A 19,751-nucleotide genomic window follows, 5' to 3' on the forward strand; every position below is an offset into this window, starting at 1 on the left:
AACACTATGAAAATTACAACACTTGCTTTAATAATATTGATCGGATTTTCAACATTTGAGCTTTTTGCACAAAAGAAAAAAAAACAAGTCATACAGTTCTCAGGAGTGGTTTTGACAAGTGACAGTTTGCAGGGTATTCCTTATGCAAGTGTTTTGATCAAAGGAACGGGAAACGGAACGATAGCCAATCATCAGGGTTTCTTTTCGCTTGTGGCCAATGCTGGTGATTCCATTCGCTTTAGTGCGCTGGGATTTTTGCCAAATGTTTATGTGATTCCAGATACATTGAGCGATACAAAATATTCTGTTATCGAGCTTTTGAGCAGGGATACTATTTATTTGCCAGAAACAGTAATCAATCCCTGGCCTACACCGGAGCAATTTCGCCAGGCATTTCTTTCGCTTAATATCTCAGATGATGACTGGGAAAGAGCACGTAAAAACCTCGATCAGGAGCGCATGAAAGAGCTGGGTGATATTATGGCCTATGATGCCGATGAAAACCAGGATTTTTATTTGCGCAATGAAGCATACAAATACAGCTATGCCGGTCAGGTTCCGCCAATGAATATTTTCAACCCGCTTGCCTGGTCACAATTTATAGATGCATGGAGAAGCGGTGCCTTTAAGCGGGATAAATAGAGTTCTGAAGATTACTTTCCTCTATAATTTCAATTCTTTGCAGATTAAATAATAAATTGCAGCTTTTTAAGAGTTGTGACTGCATGGAGCTGAATACTTTAGACCTAGTTTGTTTTGTTGGATTTATTGTACTGGTTATTGTTGTATCGCTCTATGCCGGGCGCAAGGAAGACAATTCACAAGACTATTTTCTGGCAGGTCGGAAGTTGAGTTGGTGGCTGATTGGACTTTCTCTTATAGCCTCGAATATTTCCTCTGAACATTTTGTCGGCATGTCTGGCAAAGGCTATAGCCTTGGTTTAGCCATAGCAAGCTATGAATGGATGGCCGCTATCACGCTTATTTTGGTGGCTTTGTTTTTTTTGCCACGCTTTCTCAAAATTGGTATTTATACCATTCCCGAATACCTGGAATATCGCTACAATAGAACTGCCCGAACCATTATGGCCGTTTTTATGATGGTGTTTTATGTGATGGTGACTTTGGCAACGGTATTGTATTCAGGTGCCCTGGCCTTATATTCTATTTTTGATTTTCCTATTGTAAAAGGTGTTTGGCTAATCGGTGTGATTTCCGGTCTTTATACGGCTTATGGAGGCTTAAAGGCAGTTGTCTGGTCGGATTTAATCCAGGGAACTACACTTATGATTGGTGGTTTGGTGGTGTTGTTTCTCGGATTTGAAGCAGTAGGAGGTTGGGAAAGTTTTGTGGCAAATTCTGAGGACAAACTCCATACTGTCCTGCCCTGGGATCATCCAGAAATGCCCTGGGTAGCTGTGTTTATTGGAGGCTTGTGGTTGCCCAATATTTTTTATTGGGGTTTGAACCAGTTTATTACACAGCGGACACTGGGTGCAAAAAGCATTGATGAGGGGCAGAAAGGCATTCTTTTTGGAGCGACCTTAAAACTCCTGATTCCATTCATTGTGGTTTTTCCGGGTATTATGGCTTATCAGCTTTATGCCGATCAGATAGAGATAGCTGATGCAGCTTATCCTGTATTGCTGAAAAATCTATTGCCTTCCGGTCTTTTTGGAGTTATGTTTGCCGCACTTTTTGGAGCGGTATTGAGCACTATGGATTCGCTGTTAAACTCTGCTGCTGCAATTTTCACCCTGGATATTTACAAGACTTATATAAACCCGGAAGCCAAGAACCGCAATATTGTGCGAACAGGTCGTATTGTTACACTAGTTTTGGTATTGGCAGCCTGTTTATGGGCGCCCGTAATTGGTGGTTTTGGCAGTCTTTACGATTATATTCAAAAGTTCTGGGGATTGATTCAGCCCGGAATTGTAGCGGCTTTTGTATTTGGTATTTTATGGAAGAAAGTAAGTCCTCCAGCTGCAATTGGCGGTATGCTGCTCAATATTCCTGTTTATGCAGGCTGTCTGATTATGGATGAATTTTTACCTGCTGGTGAAAAAATTGCTTTTTTGCACTACATGGCCATTACCTTTGTAATTATTTCGCTGTATATTATAATTGTAAGCAGTATTTGGCCCAATACTAAAACTATAGTGATGCCAGAAAGAAAAGAACATTTGAATTTTAAAACATCACTTTTTGTAAAAGTGTGGAGTGTCTTGGTTTTTTTAGCTACACTTACGCTTTATGTTATTTTTTATTGATCTTTTATGGAAATTTCAAAACAAAACACAGGTAAAGTTTTTAGGAATTACAGCACTGGCGAGCAGGAAATTATGGCGGCTATCAGGGACAATTACAGAAAAATGCGTAGCCGCCAAACCCTGGGTTATGTGCAGTGTATGCATAAGAAATACCTCACTTTTGACCGCCCCATGCATATTTGGGATGCCATTGAGAAGCTGAATGAATTTGTTGATCTGAGTGATCCTGATATCAATTTGCCCAATGCCCTGCATTTGTTCCAAACTGCTGAAGCCATTCGCAAAGACGGGCGTCCTGATTGGATGCAATTGGTTGGTTTAATCCATGACCTGGGAAAGATCTTATTTGTAAAGGGTTGTGATCAAGACGGCACCTCAATTAAGGAACAATGGGGACTTGTGGGTGATATATTTCTTGTGGGTTGCGCTTTGCCCGATTCCTGTGTTTACCCGGAATACAATAAGGAAAATCCGGACATGCAAAACCCAGCATACAATTCTGAGCTTGGTATTTACCTGGAAAACTGCGGAATAGACAATTGCTGGAAAGCCTGGGGGCATGACGAATATTTTTACTGGGTATTAAAGCAGCACAAAGCCTGTGAAATTCCCGAGCCGGGAATGATTATGATTCGCTATCATTCTTTTTATCCCTGGCATACAGAAGGCAGTTACCGACATTTAATGAATGAAAAAGATGAGCAATACCTGGAGTGGGTCAGGGATTTTAATAAATATGACCTCTATACCAAATCGCAGGATACTTTTGATATAGCGCAACTCAAATCCTATTATCAGCCGATTATAGAAAAGTATTTGGGAACTGAGCCAGTTTATTTTTAGCTTAAATTCCTAAAAAAATCTGAAACTTACACTATTGCTGACCTTGTTTTGCTATATATGCTAAGCATATACCCTAAAGGGTTTTAATATAGAAACAATGTTGTCTCTTTAGCAAGTACAAGCCGTTTTATAGGAATTTGATTACCATAATAAAGTGTTTATAGCTAAAAATTGTCAGATAGATAAGTGTTCTATTTCAGAAACTGTCAGACGGTTAGTGTATTTACAGGACTTATGTCGCTTAACAAGCTCTAAACCTTTGTGTAAAACATAATGCTATTAAGTTAAAAACCGTCAGACAGTTTGCTCAATTGTTTGTTAAAGCAAAAAAAAATGCGGAATTTTTAAGTTCCGCATTTTTTATAGTTGATTACACAATATTTTATTGCATTTCAATCAATTTCTTAGTCAAAGATTTATCGTTCATGGTAACTCTCACAAAGTAAATGCCGTTAGAAGAAGCATTTTTGGAATTGAAGCTAAAGCGGTGCTCTCCGCTTTGGTGTGTTCCGCTTGCAAGTATTTCCACTCTTTTTCCAAGCATATCATACACTTCGATATTCAAGTCTGCTTGCTGAGGCATATCTACAACAATATTGGTGCTTCCCTGGAAAGGATTAGGATATACTTTTACTGATTCTTCATCTAATGCAATATCATAAATACCTGTGGTATCTTCAGGTATAAAATTATCACAAGGGTCAGCATCAGGGAAAGGCTCACTTGCATCACACTGAGCCGTAGCTAAAGGATTATGTGGGACTTCATATGTACCGTCAACGTATTGCATATAGATCAACATCATTTCACCTGTAGTTTCAAAACTCCAGGAAGTCCAGGGAACATTTCCCAACGTTGGGATATAACCCTGTGGTTCTTTGTTATGTGCGTTTAAGCTTGTATATCTTGCTTCATGCACTAGTCCGAGGTTCATGTCTATCGGCATCAAAGGTTCAAAAAACCTTATGGGTGGGTGTTCCCAGTTGTATTTTTGTACAGACTCCTGTTTTATGTAATCAAAATTTCCATCGTAAAGCATTTGCCCTTTTTTCTGAGGAGCCGCAGGATCTCTTCTAAAAATATCATAACCAGCTCCCCAGGAATGTGTATGTGTGGAAAGCATGAATAAGCTGACGGTATCCAAGCTGTTTCGAATCACTTCTTCTGTAAAAGTTGCTGTGACTTTCTCAGGGGGATCATTGGGATCGGAAGGAGGGATATAGAGACTAGTGATTGGGTCTATTGTGATCAGTGTAGATTTCATCTCTTTCTCAGCGGTTCCCTTTGGCTGTGTATATACATTTAGGTATACTTCAGCGGGAAGAATTTTATCGCTGTTGTAGTTGTATATGTGATAATTCAGGTCAAGCACCTTGTCTTTTTTCCAAAAGAAAGCCGTTCCATTTGGTAATTCGTATTCAGCATCATTTTGCCAGGCGTTTACAAAGCTGCCACCAAAAGCATCAGCACCGAGTTCTCTTAATCCTTTCGGTTTGTTTTGTGCATTTGCAGAATCCAGGCTATAGAGGATAAAATGATGGGATTCCGTATTCATTTTCACTTCCAGCTTTGTAACCTCCAGGTCATCATCTACCCCAAGATCATAGGGAACAAAATATTCCACTTCCTCATTTGGTTTTAAGAATATAGGTCCCAAGTGAATTTGGAAACCTTCACATTCCCTAGGTGGTGCCAGTGGGTACAAGCGTTTAACATGATCTTTAGGATTGGCATAGTATTCCGATATTAATTCTTCATTATGAATCTTTCCACTTTCTTCAGCTCCATAAAGTATCCATTGACGAATCATTTCAACAGTAGAGTCTGGAAGTGCTGGACGGTTTTCCGGCATGGGGGCATTTTCGTCAGGATGCAATAACAAATCACCATCCATGCAGTGTGCTATTTTTCTTAAAAGGAAACTTCTTGCTGGGTCACCGGGGTAGATCAGTTTATTGTTAACACTATCCCTTGCGTGATTATTGAATATTTTTGCATTTATAAGTGAATCGTAAAGAACAGATTTGCTATTATCTACAAAAAAATCACCATGAGGGGAGCCTGTACCGTGACAAGATGAAGTGCTACAATTAGTCTGTAGAATAGTGTAAATATTGTCCCAGGTACCTTGTGCTGAGGCTTCATAATTTGAAGAAAAAACAGTTAATAATAAAAGCGTTAGTACTGTAGAAAAATGTTTCATCACTTGTTTTATAAGGGTTTGTTTTAAAAATACTACTCCAAATATACGGAATATGAATCGGTTTCTAAAACATAAATCATACAGATAAGTTCCTGATCAATATGCTTTTACCTGACATTTTTTATTAGGTAAACATCAACTTCCTGATTTTGTTCTCTAATAGCTTGAATATTCGCATAGAATATATGTTGAAATAAAACAGCTCTGTCTTTTCGGACAGAGCTGAATATAACTGTTGCCGATGTGATCAGCAATACTCTTGATAAGCTGTTTTAAGGTTTTCAGCGATCATTTCTGCCGGTCTGCCTTCAATATGATGCCTTTCGAGGAAATGCACCAATTTACCATCCTTAAACAATGCAATAGAAGGAGAAGAGGGCGGATATGGAATCATATGTTCCCTGGCTTTTGCCACAGCCTCTTGATCCACACCCGCAAAAACGGTGGTAAGATTTCCGGGCTTTTTATCCCCTTCCAAAGATTGCAATACACCTGGCCTTGCATTTCTGGCAGCACATCCGCAAACGGAATTTACGACCATCAAGGTTGTACCTTTTGCTTTTACTGCATTATCTACATCATCAGCACTCAGCAATTCCTTAAAGCCATTGCCTGAGAGCTCTTGTTTCATGGGTTCTACTAATTCTGCTGGATACATATTTATCTGTTTATTGAGTTATTTAATTATTTGTTTATTTTAAAAGCGATTGTCGCTTATGACTTACTACTTATCACTATTCACTTTTAACTATTCACTTATTAAAGCATTCCAAGTTCAAGTTTGGCTTCCTCCGACATCATTTCCATATCCCAAGGTGGATCGAACACGAGTTCTAGTTTTACTTCATTTACACCTTCCACGCCTTTTACTTTTTCTTCAATTTCTGCCGGAAGTGATTCCGCAACAGGGCAGGAGGGAGAGGTTAATGTCATGATTAACTCTACATTGTTTCCCGGATCTACATTTACCTCATAAATCAATCCCAGCTCATATACATCTACCGGAATTTCGGGATCGTAGCAAGTTTTTAATTCTTGAATGATTGTGTCTTTCAATTCCATAAATGATATTGTTTTACTCATTCTCTAATTTTGCTTTTTCGTTCAGTGCCAGGGCATAGAGCTTGATTTGCTTGATCATGGCATTCAACCCATTGGAGCGTTGCGGACTTAAATGCGCCTTTAAACCAATTTTATCAATGAATTCCAATTCGGCATTGACTACATCTTCAGGCTTTTGGCCAGAAAATACGCGCAGGAGCAAAGCTATAATTCCCTTCGTAATCACAGTATTGCTATCCGCCCTTAATTCCAACAAGCCGTTTTCCTCAAAGGCGTGCAACCAAACTTTTGATTGACAACCTTTTACCAATCGATCATCGGTTTTGTATTTATCTTCCAACTCGGGCATTTCCTTTCCCAGATCAATAATATAGTCATAGCGATCCATAGGATCTTCAAACATCCCAAACTCTTCTACTATTTCAGCTTCTATGTCTTTGATTGCTTGCGGCATTATTTCAACATTTTTATCGCCCTATTTAAGGCTTCTACAAACAAATCTATTTCTTCTTCGCTGTTGTATAGGGCAAATGAAGCCCTACAAGTACCTTCAATTCCAAAGCGGTTCATCAGCGGCTGACAACAATGATGGCCCGTTCTGAGGGCAATTCCCTGTTTGTCGAGCAATACACCAATATCGTAGCTGTGAATTCCGTCTATTAAAAACGAAACCAATCCGGCAGAATGCATGGAATTGCCATATCTTTTAAAACCTTCAATTTCATTGAGTTGATTCAGCGCATATTGCAACAGGTTTTGTTCATGCGCTTCAATATTTTCAATGCCCCATTTATTCATGAAATCTACGGCTGCTGCCAGTCCTATTCCCCCAGCAATATTGGGAGTACCAGCTTCAAATTTATAGGGCAGCTCATTAAAAGTAGTTTTTTCAAAGCGCACTTCTTTTATCATTTCGCCACCGCCTTGGTAGGGTGTCATTTTATTGAGCAAATCTTCTTTTCCGTACAAAACGCCTGTGCCAGTTGGTCCAAACATTTTATGTCCTGAAAAAGCAAAGAAATCACAATCCAGTTTTTGCACATCTACCTTTAAATGAGGTACAGCTTGTGCGCCATCAAGTAAAGTAATTGCTCCGTGTTTTTTGGCCATTTGTATCAGCTCCTCTACGGGATTGATAATTCCCATTGCATTGGAGACATAAGATACAGCAAGGATTGCCGTCTTGTCATTGATGATTTTGGAGGCTTCTTCCAATATGATTTCCCCACTGTCGTGAATGGGCAAAATGCGCAATGTAGCGCCTGTTTTTTCAGCGGCAATTTGCCAGGGCACAATATTGGAATGGTGCTCCATTGTACTGATGACAATTTCATCGCCCGGTTTTAAAAATTCCTGGGCATAGCTGTGCGCCACCAAATTGATTCCCTCCGTAGTTCCCTTGGTGAAATTGATCAGTTTTGAATCGGGCGCATTGATGAAATCAGCCAATTTTTGTCTGGCAGCCTCATATGCATCGGTGGCTTTTTGGCTTAAATAATGTACGCCCCTGTGAATATTGCTATTGTAGGTGCTGTAATATTCATTGATGGCCTCAATTACCTGAATGGGTTTTTGGGAAGTCGCTCCATTGTCAAAATACACCAGTGGCTTTCCATTTATCTTTTCTTTTAGAATTGGAAATTCCGCTCTTACTTCCTCAATATTGAAAGCTGTAGTTTTTGTCAATGTATCTGTACTCATTTTGTGTTTTTAAGCAGTTTCAAAGCACTGATTAAAGTAATCCTTCAAGTGATTTTTCAATTCCGGGATACTGATATAATCCAGAACTTCACTCAAAAATGCTTGATTTAAAATGGCTTTTGCTTTTTCCTTTTCAATGCCCCTGGCTTGCAGGTAAAAGAGTTGGTCTTCATTCATCTGACCTGTTGTGGCACCGTGACTGCATTTTACATCATCGGCATATATTTCCAATTCAGGTTTGCTGTTGATAGTCGCCTTTTCTGAAAGCAATAGGTTTTTGTTGGATTGAAAGGCATTGGTGCGCTGCGCATCTTTCCTTACCAATACTTTTCCATTGAAAACCGCTGTGGAATTGTCATTGTAAGTACCCTTGAACAATTGGTTGCTTTGGCAATCTTCCACCGCATGATCTACCAATATGTGATTGTCGGCATGGCTTTTCCCATTTTGGAAAGACAAACCATAAATATTTGTTTCTGCAAAAGGCCCTGTCAACTGCACATAGGTATTGTTTCGCAATTTTTGCACATCCTTGATAAATGACCAGGATTTGAAATAACTGTTTTTTTCCTGTTTTACTTTTTGCGATTGCACATGAATGCCCGGGCAATTTTCATTTTCCAATCTGTACCATTCTACCCTGGCACTGGCATTTACGAAAATTTCCTGCAAATCGTTGTAAAGAAAAGTAGCCGCATTTTTACTTTCAAAATATTCTGCAAATTTCACTTGCGCATTTTCCCCAACATCTATAATGCTCCTATTTTGGACAATTCCATTTTCGGGGATGGCATCAAAATGATGGACTATGACAACGGGATGCTCTATGATTTTCCCTGCTTTTATTTTCAAAAAGAGGGCATCTTTTAGAAAAGCTGTATTCAATAAATGCAGTGGCTCTGTTTCGTGATTCTCGATGGAATCAATGTATTTTTCAATAAAAGCTTTTCCCTCACTGCTTTTCAATTCTTCTTGAACCGAACTTAAAATCAGGTTTTGGTCAATGATTTTAGAAGCTTCTTGATTGATGTTTCCATTGCTCAATACAATCAAGTTCACCTTTTTCATGCCCAAAACAGGCGATTGTATTTTTGGATTGGAAACCGGAATATCTTCAACAGGTGTGAAATTGCCTTTGGTCCAAGCTGCAAGATTGCTGTATTTCCAGCTTTCTACTTTAGAGCTGGGCAATCCTGTTTTCTCAAAATCTTCAAGTGCGTTTTTTTTCTTTTCCTTAAAGGCCTCATTGAGGCTGCCATTTAGGGCATTCACTTGATTTTCGAAAGCTGTTTTGTATATGCTGATATCAGTTTTCATAAATAATTTTAAACGGCTGTTTCAGTTCTGATCCAATCGTATCCTTTCTCTTCCAATTCCAGGGCGAGTGATTTGTCTCCGGTTTTTACAATTTTTCCTTCTGCCAATACATGCACAAAATCCGGCACTATATAATCGAGCAATCGCTGGTAGTGCGTAATTACGATAAACGAGCGATTTTCATTTCTCAACTTGTTCACTCCATCTGATACAATGCGCAATGCATCGATATCCAAGCCCGAATCGGTTTCATCTAAAACGGCTAATGTAGGATCAAGCATGGCCATTTGGAAAATTTCGTTTTTCTTTTTCTCTCCTCCGGAAAATCCTTCATTTACGGCACGGGAAATCAACTTGTCGTCAATTTCAACAGATTTCATTTTTTCGCGCATGGTTTTCAAAAACTGCGCTGCATTCAACGGCTCTTGCCCTCTGTATTTCCTGGTTTCGTTTACAGAAGCTTTCATAAAATTGGCCATGGATACGCCCGGGATTTCTACCGGATATTGAAATGCCAGGAATACGCCTTCCTTGGCACGGATTTCAGGATCCCACTCCAATAGGTTTTTGCCATTGTAAATGATTTCTCCTTTGGTAACTTCATAGCCTTCCCTTCCTGCCAATACGGAAGCCAAGGTACTTTTCCCGGCTCCATTTGGACCCATTATGGCATGTACTTCACCTGGGTTTATTTCTAGGTTGAAATCTTTTAGGATTTCCTTGCCCTCTATTTCTACACTTAGGTTTTTAACTTTTAACATTTATTTTATTTTAAACTCTAAATTTTAATTACTAAAATCTAAATAATTCTAAAATTTATCAAACTGCTATTGAACTTCAATTTAGCTTTTCATTTTTACTGATTATCCAACCGAACCTTCCAAGCTCACTTCCAATAATTTTTGGGCCTCAGCGGCAAATTCCATCGGTAGTTTTTTAAATACTTCCTTGCAATAGCCATTGATGATCAAATTCATGGCCACTTCTGGATCCAAGCCTCTTTGATTGCAATAGAACATGATGTCCTCGCCAATTTTGGAAGTTGTGGCTTCGTGTTCTACTTGAGCGGTTTTATTTTCAATTTCCAAATAAGGAAAAGTATGCGCACCGCATGTTTCTCCAATCAGGAGCGAATCGCATTGGGAGAAATTATAGGCTTTATCGGCTGTTTTGTTCATCCGTACCAATCCGCGATAACTGTTTTGGCTTTTTCCGGCAGATATACCTTTTGATACAATTCTGCTTTTGGTGTTTTTGCCAATATGCAACATTTTGGTTCCGGTATCGGCTTGTTGGTAATTATTGGTTACGGCCACCGAGTAAAATTCTCCAATGGAATTGTCGCCTTTGAGGATTACGCTGGGATATTTCCAGGTAATGGCAGAACCGGTTTCAACTTGTGTCCAAGAGATTTTTGAATTTGCGCCATTGCAAATGCCTCTTTTGGTTACAAAATTGTAAATACCGCCTTTTCCATTTTCATCACCGGGGTACCAGTTCTGAACGGTGGAGTATTTAATTTCCGCATTTTCCTGAGCTACCAATTCTACTACTGCAGCGTGCAATTGGTTTTCATCGCGCATGGGAGCGGTGCAGCCTTCCAGATAACTTACATAACTGCCTTCTTCGGCCACAATCAATGTGCGCTCAAACTGCCCGGTATTTTCCGCATTGATCCTAAAATAGGTGGACAATTCCATAGGGCAGCGCACGCCTTTGGGAATATACACAAATGAGCCATCGGAAAAAACGGCTGCATTCAGTGCTGCGAAATAATTATCCCTTACTGGCACAACTGAACCCAAATATTTTTTGACCAATTCGGGGTGATTGTGCACGGCCTCGCTAAATGAGCAGAAAATTATCCCTTTTTTAGACAATTCTTTTTTGTAGGTAGTCGCTACCGAAACGGAATCCATCACAGCATCTACGGCTACGCCCGTTAATCTTTTTTGCTCTTGCAGGGAAATTCCCAATTTGTCGAAAGTAGCTCTCAATTCAGGATCTACCTCGTCAAGGCTGTCCAATTTTTTCTTGGGTTTGGGCGCAGAATAATAAATCATATTCTGGTAGTCGATGGGAGGGTGGTGCAAATGGGCCCAACTGGGTTCCTTCATTTTTAGCCAGGCTTTATAAGCTTTCAGGCGATATTCCAACATCCATTCGGGTTCATTCTTTTTGGCAGAAATAAAGTGAATGGTTTCCTCTGTCAATCCCTTTGGAGCACTATCGGCATCAAAGTCGCTACTGAAGCCATATTTATACTTTCCTCCGGTTACTTCATCTATAATTTTCAGGTCTTCTGATTCTGACATTTCCTTTGTTTTAATGCGCTATGGCAAAGTTAAACAATTACTTAGAATAAATCTAAATAACATCGATTGTCTAACACAAAGCCAAGCAAAAAGTTTCGTGCAAAAGCAAAGAAAAATAAGGTGGAATGCAAAATGAAGCTTGGGGAGATTTTAGTGTTAATTCCAATTTTGTTGGAAAGATGTCATTTCTGTTTCGCTTTCTTACTCAATGTGAGATTTTCAGGGTCTTGTCGGCTATCCCATATTGTCAATATGTATATTTTATTCCCTGCTTGCTCGTAAAACATTAAGTAATCCCGAACGATTTTAAACCTTGCATTTCCATCATCTGAAAGCTTTCCAATACTTGGGTATATCGAAATTAATTGCTCGGCTGATTTGAAGAGATTATTCAAGCTAATGCTATAATGGTTTGACTTATTTTTCTCGACCCAATATTCGAGAATTTCATTCCGTTTTCTTTTTGCAAGAGGTGACCAAATTACTTCTTTAGCCATTCATCTATTTCTTTATTTACTTCTTCAGATGATATGCCTTTACCAGCCTTGATTTCTGCTCTGGCCTGTTCTATTTCTTTTCTTTGCTCATCATTCAATTGATAAACAGTATCGTCAAAGCTGATTTCCAAAAAACGATAAATTTCATCGATAACCTCTTCATCATCAATGTTTTTTATTTTATCGATTAGTTTTTTTCTGTGATTTACCTTGCCCATACTTTCAAATATACAAAAATCAAGCAACCAATAAACCAAGTTACTAACTTGTTTTTAGTTGCCACAAGATACCTTGCGGCAGTTTGTTTGGGATCAAATGATAGTTGGATGAGAATTCGTCTTAAATTGCACGCATTCGCTATACGCCTTGCTATGCTGCAAATGCGCGCAAGTAGGGCAAGTGGGGAATGCAAAATGAAAGTGTGTTTTACTGGATAACTAAATGATCATCCATTTTATTTTGAGGTTCTAAAATTACCATCCTTAGTGTGAACAATAATAGAACTTGCATTTCCTGATTTCACCCATTTTTCAGCAAAATCTATAGCTTTTTGTTGTGTTTCCAATACTCTTGTTGCATGAAAATTACCTTCTTTTCTTACTGCCCAACCATTTGTTCGGGGTGTAATATGAATTCTTTTAGAATCAGTTCTCGCTGATTTTATCAGTCTTTTGTTTACCCTTTTTGTTTTTACAGTCATTTTACAGAATTTTTTACAATCATATAACTCTCCATAGACTTTTTAAATTCAGACATTTTACTTTGATGGTAGAAGTTGTTTTTTCTAAAAATATTCCAAAAATCAAAATTTTCTTACTGCGAGTGTTGCATAAGCGTTAGTAGATTTAAAATCTTCAAAGTAATTACCACCGGTCATTGAGATCAACCAAGCACTATTAGAAGGTGAAGTGGAACTTTGAGTTGAGCTCCATATACTCTGGTTGCCATTCATTAAAAATGAATAGTTTAACTGACTAGAATTGTATGATAAATATAACATGTTTAACTCTTCTACAGAAGGCAAAAACCAATCATCGTAATTCACGCCATTTATATTTGTGAAAAAATTATCAACAACTCTAGCTGCAATTCCAGGTGTTGCACAGCCATTTAATATAGCAGTTGTGTTTGCCTGTCCAGTACCGATTGCATCAGATGTACCGCTAATCGACTGACCAGAACATCCCCATAAAGACTGATTCATATAGTCGGGATAAACCTCTAAATAGCGCCAGCCATTGCTGTAAGATCCTTTGTCGTAAAAAATAATGCCCGCTTGTCCTGTATCTCCAACTGTATAGGAGGGTGGTGCAGTATTGCTGTAGGTAATACTGTCAATATTGCTAAGCGAAAAAGTTTCAGTAGTACCGTTGCTCAAATGAATGGTCATATTGGTTTGGGCAATTGCGGAAATAGAAAATAAAAGGGCTGTTAAAAAGAATAATTTTTTCATAATATTAATGATTTATTGCTTAATGATCTTTTTCGTTAATGAAGAATTTTGTGTAGAGATTTTGCAGAAATAAATACCAGAGCTGAATACCTCACCTGATACATCTATTGATAATTGGTGGTTTCCAGAACTATGGTTAAAATGCTCTTTTTGGTAAATGATTTTACCTGTAACATCCAGTAATTCAATGTTCATCTTACCCACTTCATCAGTGGAATAACTGAGGTTCAACTGACTTTGGACTGGGTTTGGAAACACCTCAAAATCCTTAAAAGCAGAATTGAATTCATTCACAGAAGTAAATTGCTTATAACTGTATCTTTCTATTTGCAAAACATTCCAACTCTCGGTACTTCCATCATTTAAGTTCAGGTTCATATCGTTACCTGAGAAAGTGATATTCTTAACATTGCTCAAAGCAAATTGAGCAGTGGTTCCATCCGTGAAATTCAAGTAGATATTTTGAGATTGAGAAACAATACTCAAGAAAGAAAATAAAAAAATTACAACGAGTTTTCTAAGCATGATATTTGAATTTAATTACTCTAAATTAAAGTTTTTTATTAGAAGGTTCTAAAATATTCACTATTTTTCAGCTTGCTGCTTTTGATATTTCTTTTCCAGCATTTTTTCCAGCTTTTCCCTTTTTCGGTAGAGCATCGCATTGATTTTCAGCATTAAGCCGGGCATCCATCTTTTGGCTATGTATAGCATTTTGGATTTCCAGGGCAGGATAATATAAAACTGTTTTTTGCTGGCTGCTTTCAGGATAGTACGCGCCACTGCATCTGGTTCCAGCCCCGAAGTAGCAATCATCAGCTCCCCTAATCTTCTTCCTTCGCTATCGGTACTTACATCTTGCATGATATTGGTTTTGAAAAACGTAGGCATTACCACTGATACACTGATGTTTTCATCTTTTAGTTCAGCATGTAAGGTTTCTGAAAGTGAAAGCACCGCTGCTTTGCTCACATTGTAGGGACCCATTCCTGCAGCACTTGAAAATGCGGCCGCACTTGCAATATTGATAATGGTGCCCGAACCTTGTTTTTTCATTTGCGGAATAAAAAATTTACAGCCAAAAACCACAGCCATTTGGTTGATGCCTATGACTTTGTTCCAATACTCAATACTCAGTTCATCTGTCTTTCCAGAGGCACCAATGCCCGCATTGTTTATCAATACATCTATACTGTTTGTTTTTGCAAGAAAATCGGAGCAAATTTCTTGAAATCTGGTAGAGTCGGTAATGTTTAAGGAATAGGACTGTATTTTCCCTCCCGATTGCTCGGCAAGTTCCTGTGTTTCTTTTAGTCCATTTGTGTTGAGATCGCAAATTCCGATGGTCCAATTCTGGGCAGCTAATTCCAAGGTCAATGCCCTGCCCAGGCCAGAAGCAGCTCCGGTAATAAAAGCGGTTTTATTGGGCGCTGATTTTTTAAAGTATTCCATGATTTAGAATGGGTTTTGGAAATATGAAAGTAGTGAATTTTTTAACCTGTAATAACAATTGAAAGATTAATACCCTATTTGAAAATCGCTTTTCAATGGAATTTCAATAGCAAGTGGGCAGGAAATAGGGCTAATTTTACTATTTTTTGTTTTCTATACATCCCCATGATTTTTATGGTTTTCAATATGTCAATTTGATTACTCCCTAAAATATTTTTATAATTATGCTCAATAAATAATTCAACAACAAAAAATGTCAACTGCCCAGCACGAGAAAGTCTCGGATTACAACAAGGTTTTTAAGGAAAAGGACTACGATAAGCGCAGCAAAGCAGCACAGAAAGTCACCGATAATTTCTACACACTCATTACCAAATTTTACGAGCGCGGTTGGGGCCAATCCTTTCATTTTGCACCCCGCCAAAAAGGAGAGGATTTTCAGGCCAGCATCCTGCGCCACGAGCATCACCTTTCCGATCAGCTCAAGCTCGGCCCAAAGGACAAAGTATTGGATGTGGGCTGCGGTATTATGGGCCCCGCTCGGAACATTGCCAAATATTCGGGCGCAAACATCACCGGACTTACCATCAATCAACACCAGGTAAATCGCTGCAAGGAATTGAATGCGGCATCAGAAGCTAAGGATTTGCTACAGGTACAGCAAGGAGATTTTATGGATATTCCATTTCCTGACAACAGCTTTGATAAAATGTATGCGATAGAAGCTTTGTGCCATGCCCCCAGTATTTTGGGCGTTTACCAGCAGATTTCACAAAAACTAAAGCCGGCCGGAACCGCTTGTTTCTATCAATGGGCACTCACCGATAAGTACGATCCCAGTAATGCCGAACATGTAAAAGCCAAGGAAATGATAGAATACGGCAATGGCATCACAAGGCTAAGCACTATTCAGGAAATCAATCAGGCCATAGATGATGCCGGATTTGAAAAAGAATTGAGTATCGACCTGGCAAAACACGATGCTGAAAACAATATGCCCTGGTACGCAACCCTTCAGAGTGGTTGGTCTTTGTCGCAAATAAAGCATACCAAAGTGAGCCGCACATTCACCCACTATCTGCTCCGAACACTGGAAGCATTTGGCATTGCCAAAAAAGGCGTAAGTCGTGCCCAAAAAATACTGCTGGTAGCGGCCGATGGATTGGTGGCCGGTGGCAAACTCGATATTTTCACTCCCATGCATATGTTTGTTGTGCGTAAAAAAGCGAATTGATATTATGATTTTAAAAGTTTTGATTGTAGTACTGGCAATTCTTCTTGCTTTGGCAGCACTCATTTACCTGGTGCTTTTCAAGGACAAATCCAAAAAACGCCAAAAGCACGAATTCGATCCTGATTTTGAAGCAAAACGCGCAGAAACCTTTCCCCCGCCATTTCCCAATGGATGGTTCAACCTTTGCAGCTCCGATAGTATAAAAAAAGGAGAAGTAAAGGAGATCACTGCATTTGGGCAAAAATTAGCGGTATTTCGCGCTGAAAATGGTGAAGTGGGCGTGGTAGATGCATATTGCCCGCATTTGGGTGCCAATTTATCCGATGGAAAAGTAGAGGACAACACATTGGTCTGCCCATTTCATGCCTGGAATTTTAATACCAAAGGAAAATGCGTGCACATTCCCTATTCGGATAATGGGCACAATCAAGAACATACCAATGCCAATTGCTGGACAGTGAAGGAAAACTGGGGACTGATCTTGGTTTGGTACCACAGCGAAGGCAAAGCCCCCACTTGGGATACGGAAGGGTATCTGGAAGAATTGAAATCTTATAAATACTACGGCAGCACGAAGGAAACCTTGCGCATCCATTTGCAGGATTTTTCTGAAAATGGAGCCGATTATGCGCACTTTAATGTAGTGCACGATTTACTGACCATCCCTTTTGCCAATAAATTTGTGCATGTAACCCACAAGACGCACATCGAGTTTGGCGAAGGCGAAGAAAAGCACATGGCCTATTTTTACGATCATGCGCAAATAGCCCGCAACAAAGACAATTCCCTTATAGAGAATGCCGGTGGCAAAGCCAAGGTGACCTATTTTGGGCCTGGTTTTTTGGTATTTGCTTTTGATACCCGTTTTGGCTGCCCGATGATCGTGAAAACTTTCACCCCAATTGGAACACTCAAGGTCCGTATGGAAGACCATATTTATGCACCGCGCAATAATTTCAGCTTGGCCGTAAAATACATTGTGGGAGAAGCAGCAGTGCAGTTTCACGATGACATCAATATCTGGGAGCGCAAAACATTTGCCCGCAAGCCAATGCTGGTAAAAGGCGATGGGCCAATCATGAAAATGAGGAAATGGTACAGTCAGTTTTACTCAGAAGAAAATGCTTTTTCTGAAGCTGATGACGAAAAAGAACCCCTGTATCAGGAAGTGCAATCGAATTGAGGGATTGCTACTAAAGTGCCAAGTGTATTTTTGCCGCTAAGGCTATAATTTCGCCACAAAGCCACAAAGCCACAAAGAGCACAAAGTCAACTATCAAAAAATGGTCTGATTCTAAGGGCTCAAAGAATTAATTCAAAGGAACACAGCAAAAATACTCCCGTCATTCCCCTGCCCGCCTGACCCAGCCTGTACCGAAGTATAAGTTCTGGTGGGTGGCTGGGCAGGTAGAGGGGAATCTCCATCTATGGAAATGAGCATAATGTTTTCGATTGAATTAAGAAAGCGTTATATTTGTAATGCAGCTTTCTTCTCTGAATATGGTTCATGAAATCATGGTCGATGTTTCAATGCCTTTGAAAGTGAATTGAAGGATGAGGAAAGGAGTTTTTTGAAGCAAGCACTATTTATACTAATAAAATTATACGATTTTATTAATACTTAACTATTTAAATGAAAGAAACGGCAACTTTTGAAATACATAAACTGGAGAAAATAAAGGATAGGTTATTTGATGACGTTACTATCAATATAGCTCAACCAAAAGAAGGGGAACCAATAAAAACTGGCAGGATTTCATTTGCTAACTGTGTTTTTTATGGAAAGGTAAATTTCTACAAATTTAATTCACTTCCTGAAATTATATTTATTAATTTCTACAACTGTATTTTTTATTCTGAATTTGAAAGTTGTTTAGGGAATAATTGGTTGGATGATGAAAAAATGAATATCTCAATTGAATATTCCAACTGCAGAATTAGAAGTTTATGGTTTGACGAAAGCAATATCAAATCTTTAACATTTTCAAATGTAGTCATTCAAGAGAATGTTGAGCTTAGCAACACGAAAAACATAGAAAATATATTTTTATATAATACTATAGGCAAATTAACTATAGATGGTGGAGAAAATACTAAAGTCAATGTCCGTTATTCAAGTAAACACTTAAAAACAAAATCAAATACCAAATCAAAATTTGTAAAATCCAAGCTGCTAGGCCTGATTAGTCGCAAAACTGAACTGAATTTTAACTATTTGAAATCTTTATATTTTCAATTTGACAAGGAGGAGGAGAAAGGCTGGGTTAAAAAAGGGAACACCTATAAATATTTCTCAAACAATAAAGACTTAAATAAAATAGATTTAAATGTAAATATCCTCATACACGAAAATAAAAACAAGACTGAATTCATTAGAATTAAGAATTCTATTCTTTCTAGCCTAAAAATAATAGGTAAATCAACTTCCAAAATTGATATTGAAGACTCTAGAATAAATAAATTAAGTCTTTATCATATTGAAATTTCTGATTTTAAAATCTATAATTTAAAATCAAGAAAACTTCCGGGAAGCTATTTTAATTCTTCAAAATCAATTCTAAATAATGTCTGGTTTGATAGAGTCGATTTTTCATCCTTTGAAAAAGTTAATTTTTACAGAAGTACTTTGTCAAAATCTATGTTTACAAATGTTACTTTTCCAAAGGAAATTTATGCTTGTCCAAACATTAATAAACCAAAAAAACTACCAAAAGATGAGTATGAAAATTATCGTCAACTAAAGTACGCTTTAGCCAACCAAGCTGACCAAGTTGGAGCTTTGGAAATGCATCAAAAAATGTTTGCAGCTTATGATAGTAGAGAAGACCTAAACTGGGAAGATAGGCTAGTTACTTATGCTAATAAAGTTTCGAACAATCATGGCATTTCTATTTGGAGAGCTCTAAGATTAATTTTAATCCTAAATATTATAATCATTCCCCTTCTTCTACCTATTACTTTTTCAAATGCTCCTTATCATTTTGGTTGGGTAGATTTCACTTCATTTTTAATTGCTATTAAAAATACTTCATTAAGCGTATTCAACTATTTCTTCTCTGAAGAGAATATCAAGGTTTTAACTATTATGCTTAATCCTGTGCATAGAGTTAGTACTATTGAGACTATACTCAATGATAGTTATACTTTGAGTAGTGTTTCGTATGTCATTTCATTTCTAGTCAGAATTATCAATGCTTGGTTAATCTATCAATTTGTTGCTGCATTTAGGAAATTTGGCAAAAAGCTGTAAGAATTATCTAAAATTTCTTTGAAACTTTGTGGCTTTGTGACCAAGAAAAAGGGCACCTTAAATCCAAGGAGATTGCCACAGCCTTACCTCCTTCGCAATGAACTGTGCTTAAAAGCAAATATTTTTTGAATAATTTTCATCAAAAGTTGTT

Annotated in this window: 21 protein-coding genes; 6 read left to right on the plus strand and 15 right to left on the minus strand. The window is 38.3% G+C overall.

The genetic code is table 11. The features are described from left to right. Positions 1 to 6 precede the first annotated feature (6 nt). The 3 genes from WD048_01555 to WD048_01565 all read left to right on the plus strand — a co-directional run bounded on the left by WD048_01555 (position 7) and on the right by WD048_01565 (position 3,116). Positions 7 to 642: a carboxypeptidase-like regulatory domain-containing protein gene (locus tag WD048_01555; GenBank protein ID MEX0810870.1), complete on the plus strand. Its 636-nt coding sequence runs from the start codon at positions 7 to 9 to the stop codon at positions 640 to 642. An 83-nt stretch (positions 643 to 725) separates the two neighbouring features. After that, the gene (locus tag WD048_01560) at positions 726 to 2,273 is read left to right on the plus strand and encodes a solute:sodium symporter family transporter (protein ID MEX0810871.1); all 1,548 of its coding nucleotides are present in this window, start codon (positions 726 to 728) and stop codon (positions 2,271 to 2,273) included. 6 nt (positions 2,274 to 2,279) lie between these two features. Next, positions 2,280 to 3,116 (plus strand): inositol oxygenase family protein, encoded by an 837-nt coding sequence (locus tag WD048_01565; GenBank protein MEX0810872.1) that lies wholly within the window; start codon positions 2,280 to 2,282, stop codon positions 3,114 to 3,116. 382 nt (positions 3,117 to 3,498) lie between these two features. On the opposite strand, the gene WD048_01570 is transcribed toward WD048_01565, so the two are convergent. The 14 genes from WD048_01570 to WD048_01635 form a co-directional block, all read right to left on the minus strand. Further along, entirely contained in the window at positions 3,499 to 5,319 is a 1,821-nt protein-coding gene (locus WD048_01570) for a T9SS type A sorting domain-containing protein (protein ID MEX0810873.1), read from the minus strand. A 247-nt stretch (positions 5,320 to 5,566) separates the two neighbouring features. Then, on the minus strand, positions 5,567 to 5,977 hold the full coding sequence (locus WD048_01575; protein ID MEX0810874.1) for a BrxA/BrxB family bacilliredoxin: 411 nt from the start codon (positions 5,975 to 5,977) through the stop codon (positions 5,567 to 5,569). A 101-nt stretch (positions 5,978 to 6,078) separates the two neighbouring features. After that, positions 6,079 to 6,402: an SUF system Fe-S cluster assembly protein gene (locus tag WD048_01580; GenBank protein ID MEX0810875.1), complete on the minus strand. Its 324-nt coding sequence runs from the start codon at positions 6,400 to 6,402 to the stop codon at positions 6,079 to 6,081. Next, the gene (locus tag WD048_01585; protein MEX0810876.1) at positions 6,395 to 6,835 is read right to left on the minus strand and encodes a SufE family protein; all 441 of its coding nucleotides are present in this window, start codon (positions 6,833 to 6,835) and stop codon (positions 6,395 to 6,397) included. The genes WD048_01580 and WD048_01585 overlap by 8 nt, the downstream gene beginning before the upstream one ends. Beyond that, positions 6,835 to 8,082, minus strand: coding sequence for a cysteine desulfurase (locus tag WD048_01590; GenBank protein MEX0810877.1), 1,248 nt, complete (start codon positions 8,080 to 8,082; stop codon positions 6,835 to 6,837). Before WD048_01590 ends, WD048_01585 begins: the two co-directional genes overlap by 1 nt. Positions 8,083 to 8,091: 9 nt before the next feature. Continuing rightward, positions 8,092 to 9,399, minus strand: a complete 1,308-nt coding sequence (sufD, locus tag WD048_01595) for a Fe-S cluster assembly protein SufD (protein ID MEX0810878.1) — start codon at positions 9,397 to 9,399, stop codon at positions 8,092 to 8,094. Positions 9,400 to 9,407: 8 nt separating this feature from the next. Continuing rightward, a complete protein-coding gene (gene sufC / locus WD048_01600; protein MEX0810879.1) occupies positions 9,408 to 10,160 on the minus strand; it encodes a Fe-S cluster assembly ATPase SufC in 753 nt (250 codons plus the stop codon). A 102-nt stretch (positions 10,161 to 10,262) separates the two neighbouring features. Beyond that, positions 10,263 to 11,714 carry a Fe-S cluster assembly protein SufB gene (gene sufB, locus WD048_01605; GenBank protein ID MEX0810880.1) on the minus strand — a complete coding sequence of 484 codons (1,452 nt, stop codon included), beginning with the start codon at positions 11,712 to 11,714 and terminating at the stop codon, positions 10,263 to 10,265. Between the two features lie 182 nt (positions 11,715 to 11,896). Beyond that, positions 11,897 to 12,211: a type II toxin-antitoxin system RelE/ParE family toxin gene (locus WD048_01610; GenBank protein MEX0810881.1), complete on the minus strand. Its 315-nt coding sequence runs from the start codon at positions 12,209 to 12,211 to the stop codon at positions 11,897 to 11,899. Beyond that, positions 12,196 to 12,429 (minus strand): hypothetical protein, encoded by a 234-nt coding sequence (locus tag WD048_01615; protein MEX0810882.1) that lies wholly within the window; start codon positions 12,427 to 12,429, stop codon positions 12,196 to 12,198. Before WD048_01615 ends, WD048_01610 begins: the two co-directional genes overlap by 16 nt. 236 nt (positions 12,430 to 12,665) lie before the next feature. Next, positions 12,666 to 12,911: a DUF2188 domain-containing protein gene (locus WD048_01620; GenBank protein MEX0810883.1), complete on the minus strand. Its 246-nt coding sequence runs from the start codon at positions 12,909 to 12,911 to the stop codon at positions 12,666 to 12,668. A gap of 102 nt (positions 12,912 to 13,013) precedes the next feature. Beyond that, a complete protein-coding gene (locus tag WD048_01625) occupies positions 13,014 to 13,664 on the minus strand; it encodes a DUF1566 domain-containing protein (GenBank protein ID MEX0810884.1) in 651 nt (216 codons plus the stop codon). 12 nt (positions 13,665 to 13,676) lie between these two features. After that, on the minus strand, positions 13,677 to 14,189 hold the full coding sequence (locus tag WD048_01630; GenBank protein MEX0810885.1) for a T9SS type A sorting domain-containing protein: 513 nt from the start codon (positions 14,187 to 14,189) through the stop codon (positions 13,677 to 13,679). Positions 14,190 to 14,249: 60 nt separating this feature from the next. Further along, positions 14,250 to 15,116 (minus strand): SDR family NAD(P)-dependent oxidoreductase, encoded by an 867-nt coding sequence (locus WD048_01635; protein MEX0810886.1) that lies wholly within the window; start codon positions 15,114 to 15,116, stop codon positions 14,250 to 14,252. A 253-nt stretch (positions 15,117 to 15,369) separates the two neighbouring features. On the opposite strand from WD048_01635, the gene WD048_01640 reads away from it, so the two are divergent. Both WD048_01640 and WD048_01645 read left to right on the plus strand, forming a co-directional pair. Further along, positions 15,370 to 16,350, plus strand: a complete 981-nt coding sequence (locus WD048_01640) for a class I SAM-dependent methyltransferase (protein MEX0810887.1) — start codon at positions 15,370 to 15,372, stop codon at positions 16,348 to 16,350. Positions 16,351 to 16,354: 4 nt separating this feature from the next. Beyond that, a complete protein-coding gene (locus WD048_01645; GenBank protein MEX0810888.1) occupies positions 16,355 to 17,533 on the plus strand; it encodes a Rieske 2Fe-2S domain-containing protein in 1,179 nt (392 codons plus the stop codon). 132 nt (positions 17,534 to 17,665) lie between these two features. Here the strand turns inward: WD048_01645 and WD048_01650 are convergent, their stop codons facing one another. After that, a complete protein-coding gene (locus WD048_01650) occupies positions 17,666 to 17,791 on the minus strand; it encodes a hypothetical protein (protein ID MEX0810889.1) in 126 nt (41 codons plus the stop codon). Between the two features lie 192 nt (positions 17,792 to 17,983). Here WD048_01650 and WD048_01655 point away from each other — a divergent pair, with 192 nt between their 5' ends. After that, positions 17,984 to 19,600, plus strand: coding sequence for a hypothetical protein (locus WD048_01655; GenBank protein ID MEX0810890.1), 1,617 nt, complete (start codon positions 17,984 to 17,986; stop codon positions 19,598 to 19,600). Positions 19,601 to 19,751: the final 151 nt, after the last annotated feature.

This window comes from Chitinophagales bacterium, from assembly GCA_040877935.1.
Taxonomy (GTDB): domain Bacteria; phylum Bacteroidota; class Bacteroidia; order Chitinophagales; family CAIOSU01; genus JBBDNB01.